Genomic DNA, 14,905 nt, shown 5'->3' with positions numbered 1-14,905 from the left:
TATGACGGAATTTCTGAAACGCGAAGGCTGGCTGGTCCGGCCGGACCTGGCCGAACTGGTGGCGGCGGTCGGCCCCTTGCGCTGGGTGGGCGGAGCCGTGCGCGATACGCTGCTGGGCCTGGCGGTCAAGGATATGGATGCGGCCACGCCCCTGTTGCCCGAAGAGGTGATTGCGCGGTGCAAGACCGCAGGCATCCGCACCGTTCCGACCGGCATAGAGCATGGCACCGTGACCGCGCTGACCGAAGGCGGGCCGGTGGAGATCACCACGCTGCGCCATGATGTGTCGACCGACGGGCGGCGCGCGACCGTGGCCTTTGCGCAGGACTGGCGCGACGATGCGGCGCGCCGCGATTTTACGATCAACGCGCTCTATGTCGATCCCGCCACGGGCGAAGTGTTCGATTATTTCGGAGGGCTGGCGGATCTGGCGGCGCGGCGGGTGCGCTTCATCGGCGATGCGGCCCAGCGCATCCGTGAGGACCACCTGCGTATCCTGCGCTATTTCCGTTTTCAGGCCCGCTTTGGCCAGACCCCCGATCCGGAGGCCGAACAGGCCTGCGCCGCGCTGGCCGCCACGCTCAAGGGCCTGTCGCGCGAGCGGATCGGGATGGAGATGATGAACCTGCTGGGCCTGCCCGATCCGGCGCCCACTGTGGCGCGGATGGCGGAGCTGGGCGTGCTGGCGGTGGTTTTGCCCGAGGCTTGCGTAGAGGCGCTTGCCGATCTGGTAGCGCAGGAGCGGGCGCAGGGTGTGGCGCCCGATGCGGTGCGGCGGCTGGCGGCGCTGCTGCCTGCGCAGAGCGGGTTGGCCGAACAGGTCGCCTCGCGCTTTCGCCTGTCGGGGGCGCAGAAGAAGCGCCTTTCCCAAGCCGCCGCGCGCGGCAAGGATACAGGTGATGCGCGCGCCATGGCCTATGCGCTGGGCATGGAGGGGGCGATGGATCGCCTGCTGCTGAACGGCGGGTCGATTGCGCCTTTGGGCGGCTGGACCATTCCGCTTTTCCCCCTAAAAGGCGGCGATATCGTCGCGCGCGGCGTTGCTGCCGGGCCGCGTATCGCCCATATTCTCCGCTCGGTCGAAGGGCGGTGGGTGGCCGAAGAGTTCCCCGATGCCGCCCGCGTCGAGGAGCTGTTGAACGAGGCCCTGTTGAACGAGGCCCCTTGAGGAGAGATTATGACCGCCGCCAAAACAGGCGCTCATGCAGATAAGGCCGGCGCGGCGCTCGATCGGTTGATCGAGGCAGGCTCGGCCCTATGGGCGCAGGCGGTCCAACTGGTGATGACCCAGCCGGTGCTGGGCTGGGCGCTGGTTTGCGCCGGTCTGTTGATCTTCGGCAATCTGATCCGCTACCGGCTGCCGATGCTGGGCGGGTTGCTGCGGTTTTTCGGCAATCTGGGGCTGATTGTGGCCCTGATCGTGGCGCTGATGGGGGTGGTCGATCTGCGCCGCTTTGGCATCACCTCCGCCCTGCCCGATGCGATCACGCGCCATTTGCCCGAGGGCGAGGAGCCGCAGGTGGTCGAGGGCAAGGTGACGCGTGTGCCCCTGGCCGATGACGGGCATTTCTGGGTGCAGGCCTCGATAGACGGGACACCCCGGCGGTTTCTGGTCGATACGGGCGCTACGCTGACCACCATCTCGCCCGAAACGGCGCAGGAGGCGGGGCTGCATATCGCGCGCGATGGGCCCAAGATCGAATTGCGCACCGCCAATGGCAACGCCACCGGGCGCATCGTGCTGATCCATGAATTGAAAATCGGCAATGCCGTGGCCCGCAATATCGAGGCGGTGGTGGCCCCCGGCCTTGGTGAAACCAATGTGCTGGGCATGAATTTCCTGACCCGGCTCAAGGGTTGGCGGGTCGAGGGGCGCGTGATGGTGCTGGAGCCGCATCATCCGGCAAAAACCGATCCGTCCCAAGCTGGCACGGACGAGGTTGGTTAACACAATTGCCGCGCGCGGGGGCCGTGGGAATAGTGGTGCATCATCCGATTGTTTCGAGAGCCTTGCGCGATGCCCCTGTTCGACCTCCTGCTGGAATTGCCCAACCATCTGGTGCTGGCCTCGGCCTTTGGCTTTATGGCGCTGTTGCTGGTGGGCGGGATCATCCGGGCCGAGGCCAGCGGCGCGCTGGGCGCCACGATCCGCATGGTGGGCAGCGCGGGGCTGACGGTGGCCTTTGGCATTACGCTGGTGCAACTGGGCGGGGCCTTTGTCGGCGTGCCGCTGGTGGCGGGGGTGGCGATGGCGGCGCAGGCTTCGGCGCCGGTCCTGCGCGGGGGCGAAACCCGCGTGCCGCTGGGCGAGGATGGGCACTACTGGGTGGAGGCCGCCGTCAACGGCACGCCGCAGCGCTTCCTGATCGACACCGGCGCGACCTATACCACCCTGTCCTCCGAAGTGGCGCGCGAGGCGATGGTCGAGCCGGGCGCGCATTCGGGCCGGGTCAACCTGCACACCGCCAATGGCGATACGCCGGCCCAAATAGCGCAGATCGACAGTCTTGAGGTCGGCTCGATCCATGCCGCCGACATGACCACCATCATCGCCCCAACCATCGGCACGACCAATGTGCTGGGGATGAATTTCCTCTCATCCCTCGAAGGATGGCGGGTTGAGGGCAAGGTGATGATCCTTACCCCCAAGGTGACCGATTAAAACCGGGGGATCAGCTCTGAAACTTGTTGTCGCGGGGGAAGCCCTGCGGTGCGAAACTGCCCGCCGCGCCGCGTGCCACGCGCCATTGACGCAGGTCCTTTTCCACCCGCGTCCGCCCCGTCTCGCCGCCCATCGTCCAGCTTAGTCCGTCCTCGAACTTCAGCGTGATGATGTCGGACAGACCGCCATCGCGATAGCGCTGCAGCGTGACGCCCTGTCCCTTGGCCAGCACCGGCACCTCGACCAGACCGAAGATGACGATGCGGCGGTTTTCCCCGATCACGGCCACGTAATCATGCTCTGGCGGGATTTCGCGCACCACCATCAGCTTGACGCCATCCTTGACCGTCATCACCGCCCGGCCCTTGCGGGTTTCGGCCAGCAATTCATCCGCCTCGGCGGCAAAGCCGCGCCCGGTGTTGGCCGCCAGCAGCAATTGCGCCTTGGGATGATAGACGATCATGGCCACGATATGCGCGTCGGCATCAATATCGACCATGGAGCGCAGCGGCTCGCCAAAGCCGCGCGCGCCGGGCAATTTGTCGCAGCCCAGCGTGTAAAAGCGCCCATTGTCGCAGGCGATCAGCAGCTTGTCCGTGGTCTGCGCATGAAGCACAAAGGCCGGGCCGTCGCCTTCCTTGAACTTGTATTCCTTGTCCAGCGGTTCATGCCCGCTGGCCGCGCGGATCCAGCCGCGCGCGGAAAGGATCACCGTGAGCGGCGCCTTTTCGATCATCGCATCCATGCTGAATTCGCGGGTGGGCGCGGCTTCCTCGATGGTGGTGCGGCGGCGGCCCAGCGCGGTGGTCTCGGCATAATCCTTGCGCAGCGTGGTAATGTCGCGCTTGAGGCGGGTGCGCTGACGGGCCGGATTTTCCAGCAGCTTCTGCAGCTCGTCCTGCTCCTTGAGCAGATCGTCACGCTCGCCGCGCAGCTCCATTTCCTCCAGCTTGCGCAAGGAGCGCAAGCGCATGTTGAGGATGGCTTCGGCCTGCCGGTCGGTCAGGTTGAATTCGGCCATCATCACCGGCTTTGGCTCATCCTCGGTGCGGATGATCTCGATCACCCGGTCAAGGTTGAGATAGGCGATGATATAGCCTTCGACCAGTTCGAGCCGGTTGGCGATCTTGTCCAGCCGGTGGCGGGCGCGGCGCTGCAGGATGTCGATCTGCGAGACGATCCATTGCAGGAGCAGCGGTTTCAGCCCCAGCACGCCGGGCGTGCGCTGCGCATCCAGAACGTTGAGGTTCAGGCTGAACCGGCTTTCCAGTTCGGAGAGCTTATAAACGCTTTCCTTGAGCAGGTCGGGATCGACATTACGGCTCTTGGGCACCAGCACGATGCGGATCTGGGTGTCCGATTCGTCGCGCACATCCTCAAGGATCGGCAATTTCTTGTCGGCGATCAGACCCGCAAGCTGCTCGATCAGCTTGCCCTTCTGGACCATGTACGGAATTTCCGAGATGACCAGTTGCCACTGGCCGCTGCCCAGCTTTTCGATGCCGGTGGGTTCCCATTGGCCCGCCTCGTCGCGCCCTGTCGAGAAACGCGCGCGCACCCGGATCGAGCCCTTGCCATTGGCATAGGCATGGGAAATCGCGGCCGGACTGTCGACCACGATGCCGCCTGTGGGGAAATCGGGGCCGTGGAACACCTTCATCAGATCGGCATGTTCGGCCTGCGGATTCTCGATCAGCAACAGCGTGGCGTCGAGGATTTCCGCGACATTGTGGCTGGGAATGCTGGTGGCCATGCCCACCGCAATGCCCGTCGCGCCATTGGCCAACAGGTTGGGGAACAGGCCCGGGAAGATCTCCGGCTCCTCATCCTCGCCATTATAGGTCGGGATGAAATTGACCGTGCCTTCTTCAAGGCCCGCCATCAACTGCATCGCCGTCTTGGTCAGCCGCGCTTCGGTGTAGCGATAGGCCGCGGCATTGTCGCCGTCGACATTGCCGAAATTGCCCTGCCCCTCAACCAGCGGATAGCGCAGCGAGAAATCCTGAGCCAGACGCACCATCGCGTCATAGACGCTGGCGTCGCCATGCGGATGGTATTTACCGATGACATCGCCCACCACGCGGGCGGATTTCTTGAACGCCTGCGCTGGGTCCAGCTTCAACTGGCGCATGGCCCAGAGCAGGCGGCGATGGACCGGCTTCAGTCCATCGCGCAGATCGGGCAGCGAACGCGCCGTGATGGTGGAGAGCGCATAGACCAGATACCGCTCGGACAAAGCGGCGTCGAAAGGCGCATCGATGATGGCGTCAAACGGATCGGGTTCGGTGATGTCGCTGGGCATATCGCACCTTCCCTAACAGGCCGACGCGCATATCCCAAGTATTACCCGCGCTGCATATCCCGGCTTTCACCCGGAATTTTTACGGTCAGGCCATCCAGATCGGGTTCGATGGTGATCTGGCATGACAAACGACTGGTCGCGGCGACGCCTGCGGCCAGATCGAGCATATCCTCTTCATCGGCGCTGGCCGGTTTGAGGCGCGAAAACCAATCGGGAGAGATCAGCACATGACAGGTCGAGCAGGCCATCTGGCCCTCGCATGTCCCTTCCAGAGGCATGCCTGCGGCCTGTGCCACTTCGAGCAGACGCTGACCTGCACTGGCCTGCGCTTCCACACGTTGCCCCCCGGCGGTGATGAATTGCACCTTGATCACTATTCTTCGACCCCTATCCGACTTGTGCGGCCGCCCTATTGGGCATCGGCTGCGGCATCGATTCGCTTCAAGGCCTCGGCAAACTCTCCGCTTTGCGTATAGCGCCCGAAACCGAGGCGGATAGAATTTTTTGCTTGGGTTGACGAAAGTCCCAAGGCGGTCAGCACATGGCTGGGCCGCCCGGAACCGCTGGCGCAGGCTGACCCTGCGGAAAAGGCAATGTCGCGGCAATCGCTCATCAAACGCGCGACATCAAGGCCATCGCGCCGGATATTGAGATTGCCATGCCAGCGCTGTACCTCGCTGCCATTCAAGGTCCAATGGGGCAGGATGGCGCGGGCAATTTGCCACAGCGCCTCCACATGTTCCCCATCCTTTATCCACAGATCTTTACACAGGGCCGCCGCCACGCCAAATCCGGCACTAAGCGCGGGGCTGAGCGTGCCGGAACGCAGGCCGCCCTCCTGCCCCCCGCCATGGATCAGCGGGTTCAACGACACCCCATCGCGGGTCCAGAGCGCGCCGATCCCCTTGGGGCCATAGATCTTATGCGCGGAAATGGCGACCATATCGGCACCCTCGGGCGCGGCCATCTTGCCCGCCCCCTGCACCGCATCGCACAGGAACAGCGCGCCAGCCTCATGCGCCCGCGCCGCCAAAGCGGCCACGGGCTGCACCGTGCCGATCTCATTGTTCACCTGCATCACGGCCACCAGATCGGTCCCCGACGCGATTTCCGCATCCGCCGCCACCAGCCCCTCGGCCGACACCGGCAGCACATCGACCACTGCCCCGCAGGCCCTTGCCGTATCCAGCACGGCGGCATGTTCGATGGCCGAAACTGCGATGCGGCGAGGGCGCAGGCCCTGAATGGCCAGATTGATCGCCTCGGTCGCCCCGCCGGTAAAGGTCACGCGCCCGCCCGGGGGCAGGATGCCCGCGACAGACTCGCGCGCCACCGCAACCGCCGCCGCCGCCGCGCGGCCGGGGCGATGCGGGCTGTGCGGATTGGCGAAACCGGCCTCGCCCAGCCAGTAGAGCATCGCCTCACGCGCTTCGGGGGCCAGCGGCGTCGTGGCCTGATAATCGAGGTAGATCACCGGCGAAGCCCGCGCAAAACCTTGAGCAGCGCGGCCAGATCATCGCGCGTCGTCTCGCGCCCGATGGAAACGCGGAACACTTCCCGCGCCTCCTCCTCGCTGCGCCCCATGGCAAGAATTACCGGGCTGGGCTTGAGGCTGCCGCTGGAACAGGCCGAACCGGCGGAAATGGCGATGCCCGCCATATCGGCGCGGATCAGCACCGTGGTCGCATTCACGCCGGGCAGTCGATAGGCGCCGATGGTGGCGATGCGCTCGGCCCCCTCGCCGATCACCTCGCCGCCCATAGCGCGGATCTCATCCTCAAACCATCCGCGCAAGACCGCCGCCGACAGCAGCCATGAACGATCCGTTTCAAGAGCCGTCGCCAAGCCCATGATATAGGGCAGGTTTTCCGTCCCCACACGATAGCCGCGCTCCTGCCCCCCGCTGGGCTGGATCAGGCCAAAGTTGCGCACCAGCAGAGCGCCGACGCCCGGAGGCGCCCCGACCTTATGCCCGGCAATCGCGATCATATCGGCATCGGGCAGCGACAATTTCCCCGCCCCCTGCGCGCAATCGGCCAGCCACACCGCACCCTTCGCCCGGATCGCCTCGCCAAGGGCAGGCTGGATCACGCCGGTCTCGTTATTCACCTGCTGCACTGCGATCAGATCGACCGAGGGCAGCGCGCCCGGATCAACCCGGCCAAGGCGATCCACCGGGATCACCGCATCGCGTTCCGCCAAACGCGCCACAGCCGGATGTTCAACCCCGCTGGCCGCGCGGCGCAGCGCCTGCGCGCGGGTATAGCCGATGGCCAGCGCCTCGGTCGCTCCGCCGGTAAAGATCACCTCGCCCGGCCAGTTCAGCGCCTGTTTCACCCTTTCGCGCGCCGCCTCCAGTTGCGCCCGCGCGGTGCGGCCCGATCCGTGCTGGCTCGACGGATTGGCCCATTCGCGCAGGCCTTCGCCGATCGCATCGCGCACCTGAGGCAGGATCGGCGTGGTGGCGGCATGGTCGAGATAGATCGTGGACTTGGGCATTATCGAAGCTCTTTTACCGCGCGTTGTCTGAAAACATTGCTTTCGCTTGATGGCTTTCTATATAGCGCATCGCTTCCAATCACAGTCCCTGCCGCAGATTTTGCGCTAGATTTGCGTATTTGCCGCCGGTTCTGTCCACACGATCAGGGATTTGATACATGCCCGCAGTGATCTTTCCCGGCCCCGAAGGCCGCCTCGAAGGCCGCTTTCAGCCCGGCTCGCGCCCGCGCGCGCCCGTGGCGATGATCCTCCACCCGCACCCGCAGGCCGGCGGCACGATGAATGACCGCGTGACGCAGGCTATGTATAAAACCTTTGTCGCGCGCGGGTTCGCCACGCTGCGCTTCAATTTCCGCGGGGTTGGCCGTTCGCAAGGCAGCTTTGACAATGGCATCGGCGAATTGTCGGATGCGGCCGCCGCGCTCGACTGGGTGCAGTCGATCCACCCGGAATCCAGCACGACCTGGGTCGCCGGTTACAGCTTTGGCGCGCTGATCGCGATGCAGCTCTTGATGCGCCGCCCGGAAATCCGGGGCTTCATCAGCGTGTCGCCGCCCGCCAACATGTATGATTTCAGCTTCCTGGCCCCTTGCCCGGCCAGCGGCATCATTGTGCAGGGCGCGGCCGACACGGTTGTCACGCCCAATTCGGTGCAGAAGCTGGTGGATAAGCTGCGCACGCAAAAGCACATCACGATCCACCACGACGAAGTGCCCCGCGCCAACCATTTCTATGAGAACGAACTCGACGAGATGATGCGCGCGGTCGACAATTACCTCGACATGCGGCTTTCGCCGGATTGCCCGATCCGCTGATCGGATTTGGCTGCCTAAAACGCCCGATCCCCTGATCGGGCGTCAGGCTCCCGTCATGGCTTTCCTGAAAGCGCGGCGGGAGGCGGCAGGCTCCAGATCGCAACATTGGCGCCCAGAATCACCGCCAGCACGATCATCAGAATCGCCTGTTTGCGCACCCCGCGCCGCCATAGGGCGCCCGAGCCGATCACCAGCAGGATCACGGCCAGCACAGCCATCGAAAGCGCCGTGTTCAACATGCTCAGGCCTTGCCGAACAGGCCCTTGGCCATCCCCAGCACATCGTTGAGCGCGCTGCCATCGCCATCGCGATCAAGGAAGCTGTTGATGGACGAGAGGATCTGCGGGTTGTTCTGCAGGATCTGCGAGACCTGCCCCAGTCCTTCAACGCCGCCCAGCGCGCCCACCACCTGATTAAGCGTATCGGGGGCGATGCCGGTCTGCGCGGCGGCGGTTTCCACCGTATCGCCTTCCTGCGCATGAGCCTGACCCAGCGCGGTGATCGCGTTTTGCGCGGTGGCGGGGTCAATGCCCACCTTGGCCGCGATGGCCGCCACATCGACGTTACCCGACAATTGCCCCAGCAGGGAATCAAGCAAGCTCATCGTTTCACCCTCCGATTGGTTAACCGAATGCATGACACGGGTTTATGACGGGGCCAAGCAAAAGGCGCCGGTGACATAGCCACCGGCGCCCCTCCTCTCACCAATCTTCCGTGGTGTATGCGCGAAACCGAAATTATCGCCGGACGGGCCACGACAGAGCGCACCGGCCCGACAGGCCAGAGCAATCCGCGTTTCCATCAAACAGCTTGGTCAAAACCGAACACTCCGCAAGAAGGGCCAGCAGGCCGCAACAACAAACGGTCGATTCAAGAATGCCCTCTCGCAATAATCGCCGTGCCGGAAGGCCCCCTTTGTCAATTACATACGAATTGACGAGGGAATTAATAGACCAGCCCCCACACTACGTCAAATGGCAGATTGCAATTCCTCCTATTTTCCTACGTTTGATGTAAACCTGCCACGCTTGCGCCCGGTCCCGCCACAGGCTACCGCTCAGCCTTGGTTCAGCCGCGCCATGCAGGTCGCTATGTCGATGAGCAACAACGAGAAAGCCGCATCTTCTGCCACGCCGCGCCACACGATCGCGCTGGTGGATGATGACCGCAATATTTTAACCAGCGTTTCCATAGGCTTGCAGGCCGAAGGCTTTACCACGCGCGTCTATGCCGATGGCGCCAGCGCGTTGAAAGCCTGCCTTGAAAATCCGCCCGATCTGGCGATTTTCGATATCAAGATGCCGCGTATGGACGGGCTGGAACTGTTGCAGCGCCTGCGCGAAAAATCCGCGCTGCCGGTGATTTTCCTGACCAGCAAGGATGAGGAGCCCGACGAGGCGCTGGGCCTTGCCATGGGCGCGGATGATTACATCACCAAGCCCTTTAGCCAGCGGCTGTTGGTGGCGCGAATCCGCGCGATTCTGCGCCGGGTCGAGGTGGCCCGCGCCGATGCCGCCGAACCTGCCCAGGATGACACGCCCACCCCCGATCTGGTGCATCGCGGCCGGTTGAGCATGGACCCGGCCCGCCATGAGGTGCGATGGGATGACCGGCCCGTCTCGCTGACCGTCACCGAATTCCTGATCCTAGAAACGCTGGCCCAGCGCCCCGGCGTCATCAAGAGCCGCAACCAGTTGATGGACTGCGCCTATAATGATGACACCTATGTCGATGATCGCACCATCGATTCGCACATCAAGCGCCTGCGCCGCAAATTCCGTCAGGTGGACCCGACATTTTCGGCCATCGAAACGCTGTATGGCGCAGGCTATTCCTTCAGCGAGGGCGGATGAACGCGGCGGAAATGCCCCCGCGCCGCCCGGCCCATGCGCGGGGAGGCCCATGGCGCGGCGTTTCGCTGACCACGCGCATTCTGGCGGTCAATGTGATCGTGCTGGCGCTGATCGCTTTCAGCCTGCTCTATATCGATTCCTATCGCCGCGAGGTGCTGGGCGAACGCTTCAAACGCGCCAGCGGCGAGGCCGAGATCGCCGCCGAGGCGCTGGCGCAGGCATCGGGCGATACGCGCGCGCAGGTGCTGACCACGATTGGCCGCCGTCATGCGCTGCGCCTGCGCCTCTATCGCGCCGACGGGTCGCTGGAGGCCGACAGCTTCCTGCTTGCACCGCCATCGTTCCATCTGGCCGATCCGGCCACCCAGCCGTGGTATATGCAATCGGCCCGCCTGCTGGACCGGGGCATGGACGCCATTCTGGGCGCGCCCGAAGTGCCCGCCTATGTCGAGCCGCCCGCCCCCACCCACGCCAATGACTGGCCCGAGGTGATCGAGGCGCGCCGATCGGGCCAGACCGCCGTGCGCGAACATTATGCCCCGGACCGCACGCCCATCATCAACGCCGCCACGCCGGTCGGGCGGCGCGGACAGGTGCTGCTGGTCCAGCAGAACGCCCGCGATGTGACGCAAAGCGTGCGCGATGCGCGTCAGACGCTGGCGATTGTCGTGGCGATTGCTTTGCTGCTCACGGTCTATCTCTCGCTGTTTTTGGCCCGCACGATTGTGCAGCCGCTGCGCCTGTTGGTGCGCGCCTCGGTGCGGGTGCGGCTGGGGCGCGACCGAACGGTGGTGGTGCCGCGCCTGCCGGATCGCGGGGATGAGATCGGGCTGCTGGCGCGTGCGCTTTCGGACATGACCGAGGCGCTGCGCACGCGCATGGACGGGGTGGACCGCTTTGCCGCCGATGTCGCCCATGAAATCAAAAATCCCTTAGCTTCCTTGCGCAGTGCCTTGGAGTCGCTTGATAAAATCGACGATCTCGATCTGCGCCGCCAATTGATGGACATTGCCAATCACGATGTTCAGCGCATGGACCGCCTGATCAGCGAAATTGCCGAGGCGAGCCGGATCGACGCCGAACTGGCGCGCAGCACGTTTGAGCCGGTCAATCTGCGCGTGCTGGCCGAGGCGATGGTGGGCGCACGCGGGCGGCGCGGGGCCAATCGCGATTGCCGGCTGCTGCTGCACCATATCGGCAACCATGAGGCCGTGGTGGCGGGCGTGGCGACAAGGCTGGAACGGGTGCTGGAAAACCTGCTGGACAATGCCGTGTCCTTTTCGCCGCCGCATGGCGCGATCCGCATCGAGATCACCGGCACCAACGAGCATGTGGTCGTCGAAATCCGTGACGAGGGCCCCGGCATCCCGCCGCAGGCGCGCGAACGCGTGTTCGAGCGCTTCCACTCGCTGCGCCCGGCGGGCGAGGATTTCGGCGCGCATTCAGGCCTTGGCCTGGCCATCGCCCGCACGATCATCGAGGGCCATGACGGCACCCTGACCGCGCGCGATCCCTTACCAGGCGAGCGGGGCGCGCGACTGGTGATCGAATTGCCCACCTATCATCAGGAGGTCGAGGAGGAATGAGCAGCCCGACCAAACCCCACTGGGCCAGACAGGCGACCTGCGTGAGCATCGGGGGCCGCGCGATCCTGATCGAGGGGGCGCCGGGGGTGGGCAAATCCTCGTTGGCGCTGGGGCTGATCGACCGGGGCGCGGTGCTGGTGGGCGATGATGGGGTGATGCTCTGCGAGGATCAGGATACCCTTTACGCCCTGCCCCACCCCAACACGCGCGGGTTGATCGAGGTGCGCGGGGTCGGGCTGGTGACGATGCCGGTGGCCGAGCGCGCAAGGGTGGCGTTAATGATTCGGCTGGAGGCGGGCGGGCCGCGCCATATCGAGGTCGCGCCCAGAATCACGGTGGGCTCGCTGGTAATTCCCTGCATCACGCTCTGGCCCGACAGTTCGGCGCTGGTGCTGCGCGCCGAACTCGCCCTAAAGTACCATGGCCTTTGGGAACCAACGGAAATCTGAAGTGTTGCCCCAAATTGCATAGGTGCGCCCTCTTCACATTTTAACGCTCTGGGCGCAGAGAAGATTTATGACAGCCTCCGACACATCCCCTGCCGCTTCGGACAGCCTCACCCTGCATGGGGATCCGGACAAGCAGCGCATCCTGCTGGTGACGGGGGTGCTGGGCGCGGGCAAATCCACGGCGCTGCGGGCGCTGGAGGATCTGGGATGGGAAACCATCGACAATTTCCCGATCCGCTTTCTTGAAAGGCTGCTCGACACCAATCAGGAGGACCAGCATGCCGATGGTCATCCCATGGGCGGGCCACTGGCCATCGGCTTTGATTCGCGCACACGCGGCTTTGATCCGCAGGCGGTGATCGCGCTGGTCAAACGGTTGAGCCTGCGCTCCGATATCGAATTGACGACGCTCTACCTCGACTGCGGCGTGGGCGAGCTGGAACGGCGCTATAACGAGACGCGCCGCCGCCATCACCTCGCCTCGGACATGCCGGTCGCCACCGGCATTTCGGCCGAGCGCGACATGATGGAACCGCTGCGCCGATGGGCCGACATCGTCATCAACACCACCGCCTTTACCACCAACGCGCTGCAACAGGCGATGCGGGAACAATTCGCACCCGATTCGGGCCCCGCGTTAACCTTGACGATCACCAGCTTCGGCTTTTCCAAGGGCATGCCCCCGCTGGCCGACTTTGTTTTCGACATGCGCTTTCTGAACAATCCCCATTGGGACAAGGTGTTGCGCCCGATGACCGGCCGCGAAGGCCCCGTGGGCGACTTCATCCGCGAAGATCCGGCCTTTGACGAGGCATTTACCCGTATTCGCGACCTGCTCCTGCTATTGCTTCCACGCTTTCAGGCGCAGGGAAAAGCCTATGTTCACATCGCTTTTGGATGCACAGGAGGGCGCCATCGGTCGGTTTTCATGGCCGAACAAATCGGCGCAGCCTTGCGCGCATCCGGATTTTCGCCCACAATGATTCACCGTAATCTGGGCTCACGCGCGGCCGACCTTGTTGAAGGAAGCGCCGCGCGATGAGTGGCCATTTATATTTGCCTGCGAAAGGTCCTGCTCCCCACATGCCCGGCGCCATTATTGTCATGATGCAACAAATGTCTGGGATGCGGGCATGATCGGCCTTGTTCTGGTGACGCATGGCCATCTGGCCGAGGAATTCGTGCGCGCGATGGAGCATGTTGTGGGCCGTCAGGAAGCGGTGGCCACGGTCTGTATCGGCCCCAATGACGATGTCGAACGCCGCCGCAAGGAAATTGCCGAGGCGATCAAAACCGTCGACAGCGGCGAAGGCGCGATCATCCTGACCGATCTGTTCGGGGGTACGCCCTCCAATCTGGCGATTTCGCTGATGGAGGCAGGCCGGGTCGAGGTGATCGCCGGAATCAATCTGCCGATGCTGATCCGTCTGGCCGGTGCGCGAAAGGGCGCGACGGTACGGGCGGCGGTTGGCGCGGCGCGTGATGCTGGACGCAATTACATAACCATAGCGTCCGAGTTTCTGGGCCAGGAAGCCTGATAAACCGGGATTCCTGTACACAGGTGAGAGGAAAGCATGGCTGAAGCACGGGAAACCGTTGAGATCGTGAACGCAAAGGGTCTGCATGCCCGCGCGAGCGCGAAATTTGTCAATATGGTGGCGATGCTGCCGGGCGGCATCAACGTCAAGGTGCTCAAGGACGGCACCGAGGCGGCGGGCGGCTCGATTCTGGGCCTGATGATGCTGGGCGCGGCGCGCGGCGACAGTGTGGACATTGTCGTGGCGGGTGATGGCGCGGATCAGGCGCTGGCGCGGCTCTCGGGTCTGGTCAAGGACGGTTTCGGCGAAGATTGAAGGGTTCGACAGGGACGCATGGCGTGGCTATAGGCGGCGCAGTTTCCCTGTTTTGCCATAAGGCTTGCCCCTGACATGCGCCGCACCATCACCGGCTTTTCCAATCCCACGGTCAAATTCCTGCGCTCGCTGCGGGAAAAGAAGCTGCGCCGCCGCGAGGGTTGCTTTCTGGCCGAAGGATTGCGGCTGCTGACCGATGCGCGCGAAAGCGGGCGTTTGCCCGAGACGTTGGTGATGGCGGAGGGGCGTGAGGCGCATCCCCTGCTCGATACGCTGGAACAGGCCGTGCTGGACGCGGGCGGCGAGGTGATCGAGACCAGCGAAGATATTCTGGCCAAGATTACCGGCAAGGATAATCCGCAGGCCGTTTGCGGCGTATTTCGCGAATTTGACACATCGCTGGCGGGCGTGGATCGCCATGCCGCGCCGATCTGGCTGGTGGCGCAGGCGATGCGCGATCCGGGCAATCTGGGCACGATGCTGCGCACGGCCGATGCGGTGGGCGCGGGCGGGCTGATCCTGCTCGACGACAGCGTCGATCCGTTCAGCGTCGAGGCCGTGCGCGCCAGCATGGGCGCGATTTTCACACAAAAGCTGGCCGTGGCGCGATGGGAGGAATTCCTGCCATGGCTGCGCGGAGGCGATGGGCAATTGGTGGCCGCATCCTTGCGCGAGGCGGTGCCTTATCGTGGTGCCCCCTATGCCGCGCCCTGCTTCATCATGGTGGGCAACGAATCGCGCGGGCTGCCCGAGGAATATGAGCTCGCCTGCGACCTGCGCGTGACCATGCCGATGAAGGGCCGCGCTGATTCGCTCAATGCAGCCGTGGCCGCCGCCGTGCTGGCCTATGAGGTGCTGGCCACGCTGGAGGGGTAATCCCCCTCCC

Annotated in this window: 17 protein-coding genes; 11 read left to right on the top strand and 6 right to left on the bottom strand. The window is 64.3% G+C overall.

Annotated features, from left to right (window positions below):
* Position 1 precedes the first annotated feature (1 nt).
* The 3 genes from BGP00_RS13175 to BGP00_RS13165 all read left to right on the top strand — a co-directional run bounded on the left by BGP00_RS13175 (position 2) and on the right by BGP00_RS13165 (position 2,662).
* Positions 2 to 1,168 (top strand): CCA tRNA nucleotidyltransferase, encoded by a 1,167-nt coding sequence (locus BGP00_RS13175; protein WP_292689715.1) that lies wholly within the window; start codon positions 2 to 4, stop codon positions 1,166 to 1,168.
* Positions 1,169 to 1,177: 9 nt separating this feature from the next.
* Entirely contained in the window at positions 1,178 to 1,948 is a 771-nt protein-coding gene (locus BGP00_RS13170) for a TIGR02281 family clan AA aspartic protease (RefSeq protein ID WP_292689632.1), read from the top strand.
* Between the two features lie 69 nt (positions 1,949 to 2,017).
* Complete coding sequence (locus BGP00_RS13165; protein ID WP_292689631.1) at positions 2,018 to 2,662, top strand: TIGR02281 family clan AA aspartic protease; 645 nt, start codon at positions 2,018 to 2,020, stop codon at positions 2,660 to 2,662.
* A gap of 10 nt (positions 2,663 to 2,672) precedes the next feature.
* Here BGP00_RS13165 and parC read toward each other — a convergent pair whose 3' ends face one another.
* Genes parC through BGP00_RS13145 form a run of 4 tightly spaced genes read right to left on the bottom strand, consistent with a single transcriptional unit; the run spans position 2,673 to position 7,463 of the window.
* Positions 2,673 to 4,964, bottom strand: coding sequence for a DNA topoisomerase IV subunit A (parC, locus tag BGP00_RS13160; protein WP_292689630.1), 2,292 nt, complete (start codon positions 4,962 to 4,964; stop codon positions 2,673 to 2,675).
* A 41-nt stretch (positions 4,965 to 5,005) separates the two neighbouring features.
* Positions 5,006 to 5,338 carry a 2Fe-2S iron-sulfur cluster-binding protein gene (locus BGP00_RS13155; RefSeq protein ID WP_168605202.1) on the bottom strand — a complete coding sequence of 111 codons (333 nt, stop codon included), beginning with the start codon at positions 5,336 to 5,338 and terminating at the stop codon, positions 5,006 to 5,008.
* Between the two features lie 35 nt (positions 5,339 to 5,373).
* Positions 5,374 to 6,438 (bottom strand): cysteine desulfurase family protein, encoded by a 1,065-nt coding sequence (locus BGP00_RS13150; RefSeq protein ID WP_292689629.1) that lies wholly within the window; start codon positions 6,436 to 6,438, stop codon positions 5,374 to 5,376.
* On the bottom strand, positions 6,435 to 7,463 hold the full coding sequence (locus BGP00_RS13145; RefSeq protein ID WP_292689628.1) for an aminotransferase class V-fold PLP-dependent enzyme: 1,029 nt from the start codon (positions 7,461 to 7,463) through the stop codon (positions 6,435 to 6,437). Before BGP00_RS13145 ends, BGP00_RS13150 begins: the two co-directional genes overlap by 4 nt.
* A 158-nt stretch (positions 7,464 to 7,621) precedes the next feature.
* Here BGP00_RS13145 and BGP00_RS13140 point away from each other — a divergent pair, with 158 nt between their 5' ends.
* Positions 7,622 to 8,278 carry an alpha/beta hydrolase gene (locus BGP00_RS13140; protein ID WP_168605199.1) on the top strand — a complete coding sequence of 219 codons (657 nt, stop codon included), beginning with the start codon at positions 7,622 to 7,624 and terminating at the stop codon, positions 8,276 to 8,278.
* A gap of 53 nt (positions 8,279 to 8,331) precedes the next feature.
* Here the strand turns inward: BGP00_RS13140 and BGP00_RS13135 are convergent, their stop codons facing one another.
* Complete coding sequence (locus BGP00_RS13135; RefSeq protein ID WP_273619043.1) at positions 8,332 to 8,517, bottom strand: hypothetical protein; 186 nt, start codon at positions 8,515 to 8,517, stop codon at positions 8,332 to 8,334.
* Positions 8,518 to 8,519: 2 nt separating this feature from the next.
* Positions 8,520 to 8,882 carry a hypothetical protein gene (locus tag BGP00_RS13130; protein ID WP_292689627.1) on the bottom strand — a complete coding sequence of 121 codons (363 nt, stop codon included), beginning with the start codon at positions 8,880 to 8,882 and terminating at the stop codon, positions 8,520 to 8,522.
* 493 nt (positions 8,883 to 9,375) lie between these two features.
* Between BGP00_RS13130 and BGP00_RS13125 the strand changes: the two genes are divergently transcribed.
* The 7 genes from BGP00_RS13125 (at position 9,376) to BGP00_RS13095 (ending at position 14,895) form a co-directional block, all read left to right on the top strand.
* Positions 9,376 to 10,131 (top strand): response regulator transcription factor, encoded by a 756-nt coding sequence (locus tag BGP00_RS13125; protein WP_210428622.1) that lies wholly within the window; start codon positions 9,376 to 9,378, stop codon positions 10,129 to 10,131.
* Positions 10,128 to 11,717, top strand: a complete 1,590-nt coding sequence (locus tag BGP00_RS13120; protein ID WP_168605195.1) for an ATP-binding protein — start codon at positions 10,128 to 10,130, stop codon at positions 11,715 to 11,717. The genes BGP00_RS13125 and BGP00_RS13120 overlap by 4 nt, the downstream gene beginning before the upstream one ends.
* Positions 11,714 to 12,166, top strand: coding sequence for an HPr kinase/phosphorylase (locus BGP00_RS13115; protein ID WP_292689625.1), 453 nt, complete (start codon positions 11,714 to 11,716; stop codon positions 12,164 to 12,166). The genes BGP00_RS13120 and BGP00_RS13115 overlap by 4 nt, the downstream gene beginning before the upstream one ends.
* Positions 12,167 to 12,233: 67 nt before the next feature.
* Positions 12,234 to 13,208, top strand: coding sequence for an RNase adapter RapZ (rapZ, locus tag BGP00_RS13110; RefSeq protein ID WP_292689623.1), 975 nt, complete (start codon positions 12,234 to 12,236; stop codon positions 13,206 to 13,208).
* A gap of 91 nt (positions 13,209 to 13,299) precedes the next feature.
* Positions 13,300 to 13,704 (top strand): PTS sugar transporter subunit IIA, encoded by a 405-nt coding sequence (locus BGP00_RS13105; RefSeq protein ID WP_168605192.1) that lies wholly within the window; start codon positions 13,300 to 13,302, stop codon positions 13,702 to 13,704.
* Between the two features lie 36 nt (positions 13,705 to 13,740).
* Positions 13,741 to 14,019 carry an HPr family phosphocarrier protein gene (locus tag BGP00_RS13100; protein ID WP_292689622.1) on the top strand — a complete coding sequence of 93 codons (279 nt, stop codon included), beginning with the start codon at positions 13,741 to 13,743 and terminating at the stop codon, positions 14,017 to 14,019.
* 75 nt (positions 14,020 to 14,094) lie between these two features.
* Positions 14,095 to 14,895 carry an RNA methyltransferase gene (locus BGP00_RS13095; RefSeq protein WP_292689621.1) on the top strand — a complete coding sequence of 267 codons (801 nt, stop codon included), beginning with the start codon at positions 14,095 to 14,097 and terminating at the stop codon, positions 14,893 to 14,895.
* The last annotated feature ends 10 nt before the right edge of the window (positions 14,896 to 14,905 follow it).

Source organism: Novosphingobium sp. 63-713, assembly GCF_001898925.1.
Lineage (GTDB): Bacteria > Pseudomonadota > Alphaproteobacteria > Sphingomonadales > Sphingomonadaceae > Novosphingobium.
Note: the sequence above shows the minus strand (reverse complement) of the source record. Positions and strands in the feature narration are given on the sequence as shown.

Excerpts from the sequence above, each read along its gene's own strand:
- BGP00_RS13115 (WP_292689625.1), top strand. The coding sequence starts at position 11,714 with ATGAGCAGCCCGACCAAACCCCACTGGGCCAGACAGGCGACCTGCGTG.
- BGP00_RS13095 (WP_292689621.1), top strand. The coding sequence starts at position 14,095 with ATGCGCCGCACCATCACCGGCTTTTCCAATCCCACGGTCAAATTCCTG.
- BGP00_RS13130 (WP_292689627.1), bottom strand. The coding sequence starts at position 8,882 with ATGAGCTTGCTTGATTCCCTGCTGGGGCAATTGTCGGGTAACGTCGAT.
- BGP00_RS13105 (WP_168605192.1), top strand. The coding sequence starts at position 13,300 with ATGATCGGCCTTGTTCTGGTGACGCATGGCCATCTGGCCGAGGAATTC.
- BGP00_RS13175 (WP_292689715.1), top strand. The coding sequence starts at position 2 with ATGACGGAATTTCTGAAACGCGAAGGCTGGCTGGTCCGGCCGGACCTG.
- BGP00_RS13145 (WP_292689628.1), bottom strand. The coding sequence starts at position 7,463 with ATGCCCAAGTCCACGATCTATCTCGACCATGCCGCCACCACGCCGATC.
- BGP00_RS13165 (WP_292689631.1), top strand. The coding sequence starts at position 2,018 with ATGCCCCTGTTCGACCTCCTGCTGGAATTGCCCAACCATCTGGTGCTG.
- parC (WP_292689630.1), bottom strand. The coding sequence starts at position 4,964 with ATGCCCAGCGACATCACCGAACCCGATCCGTTTGACGCCATCATCGAT.
- rapZ (WP_292689623.1), top strand. The coding sequence starts at position 12,234 with ATGACAGCCTCCGACACATCCCCTGCCGCTTCGGACAGCCTCACCCTG.
- BGP00_RS13100 (WP_292689622.1), top strand. The coding sequence starts at position 13,741 with ATGGCTGAAGCACGGGAAACCGTTGAGATCGTGAACGCAAAGGGTCTG.
- BGP00_RS13120 (WP_168605195.1), top strand. The coding sequence starts at position 10,128 with ATGAACGCGGCGGAAATGCCCCCGCGCCGCCCGGCCCATGCGCGGGGA.
- BGP00_RS13135 (WP_273619043.1), bottom strand. The coding sequence starts at position 8,517 with ATGTTGAACACGGCGCTTTCGATGGCTGTGCTGGCCGTGATCCTGCTG.
- BGP00_RS13140 (WP_168605199.1), top strand. The coding sequence starts at position 7,622 with ATGCCCGCAGTGATCTTTCCCGGCCCCGAAGGCCGCCTCGAAGGCCGC.
- BGP00_RS13170 (WP_292689632.1), top strand. The coding sequence starts at position 1,178 with ATGACCGCCGCCAAAACAGGCGCTCATGCAGATAAGGCCGGCGCGGCG.
- BGP00_RS13125 (WP_210428622.1), top strand. The coding sequence starts at position 9,376 with ATGAGCAACAACGAGAAAGCCGCATCTTCTGCCACGCCGCGCCACACG.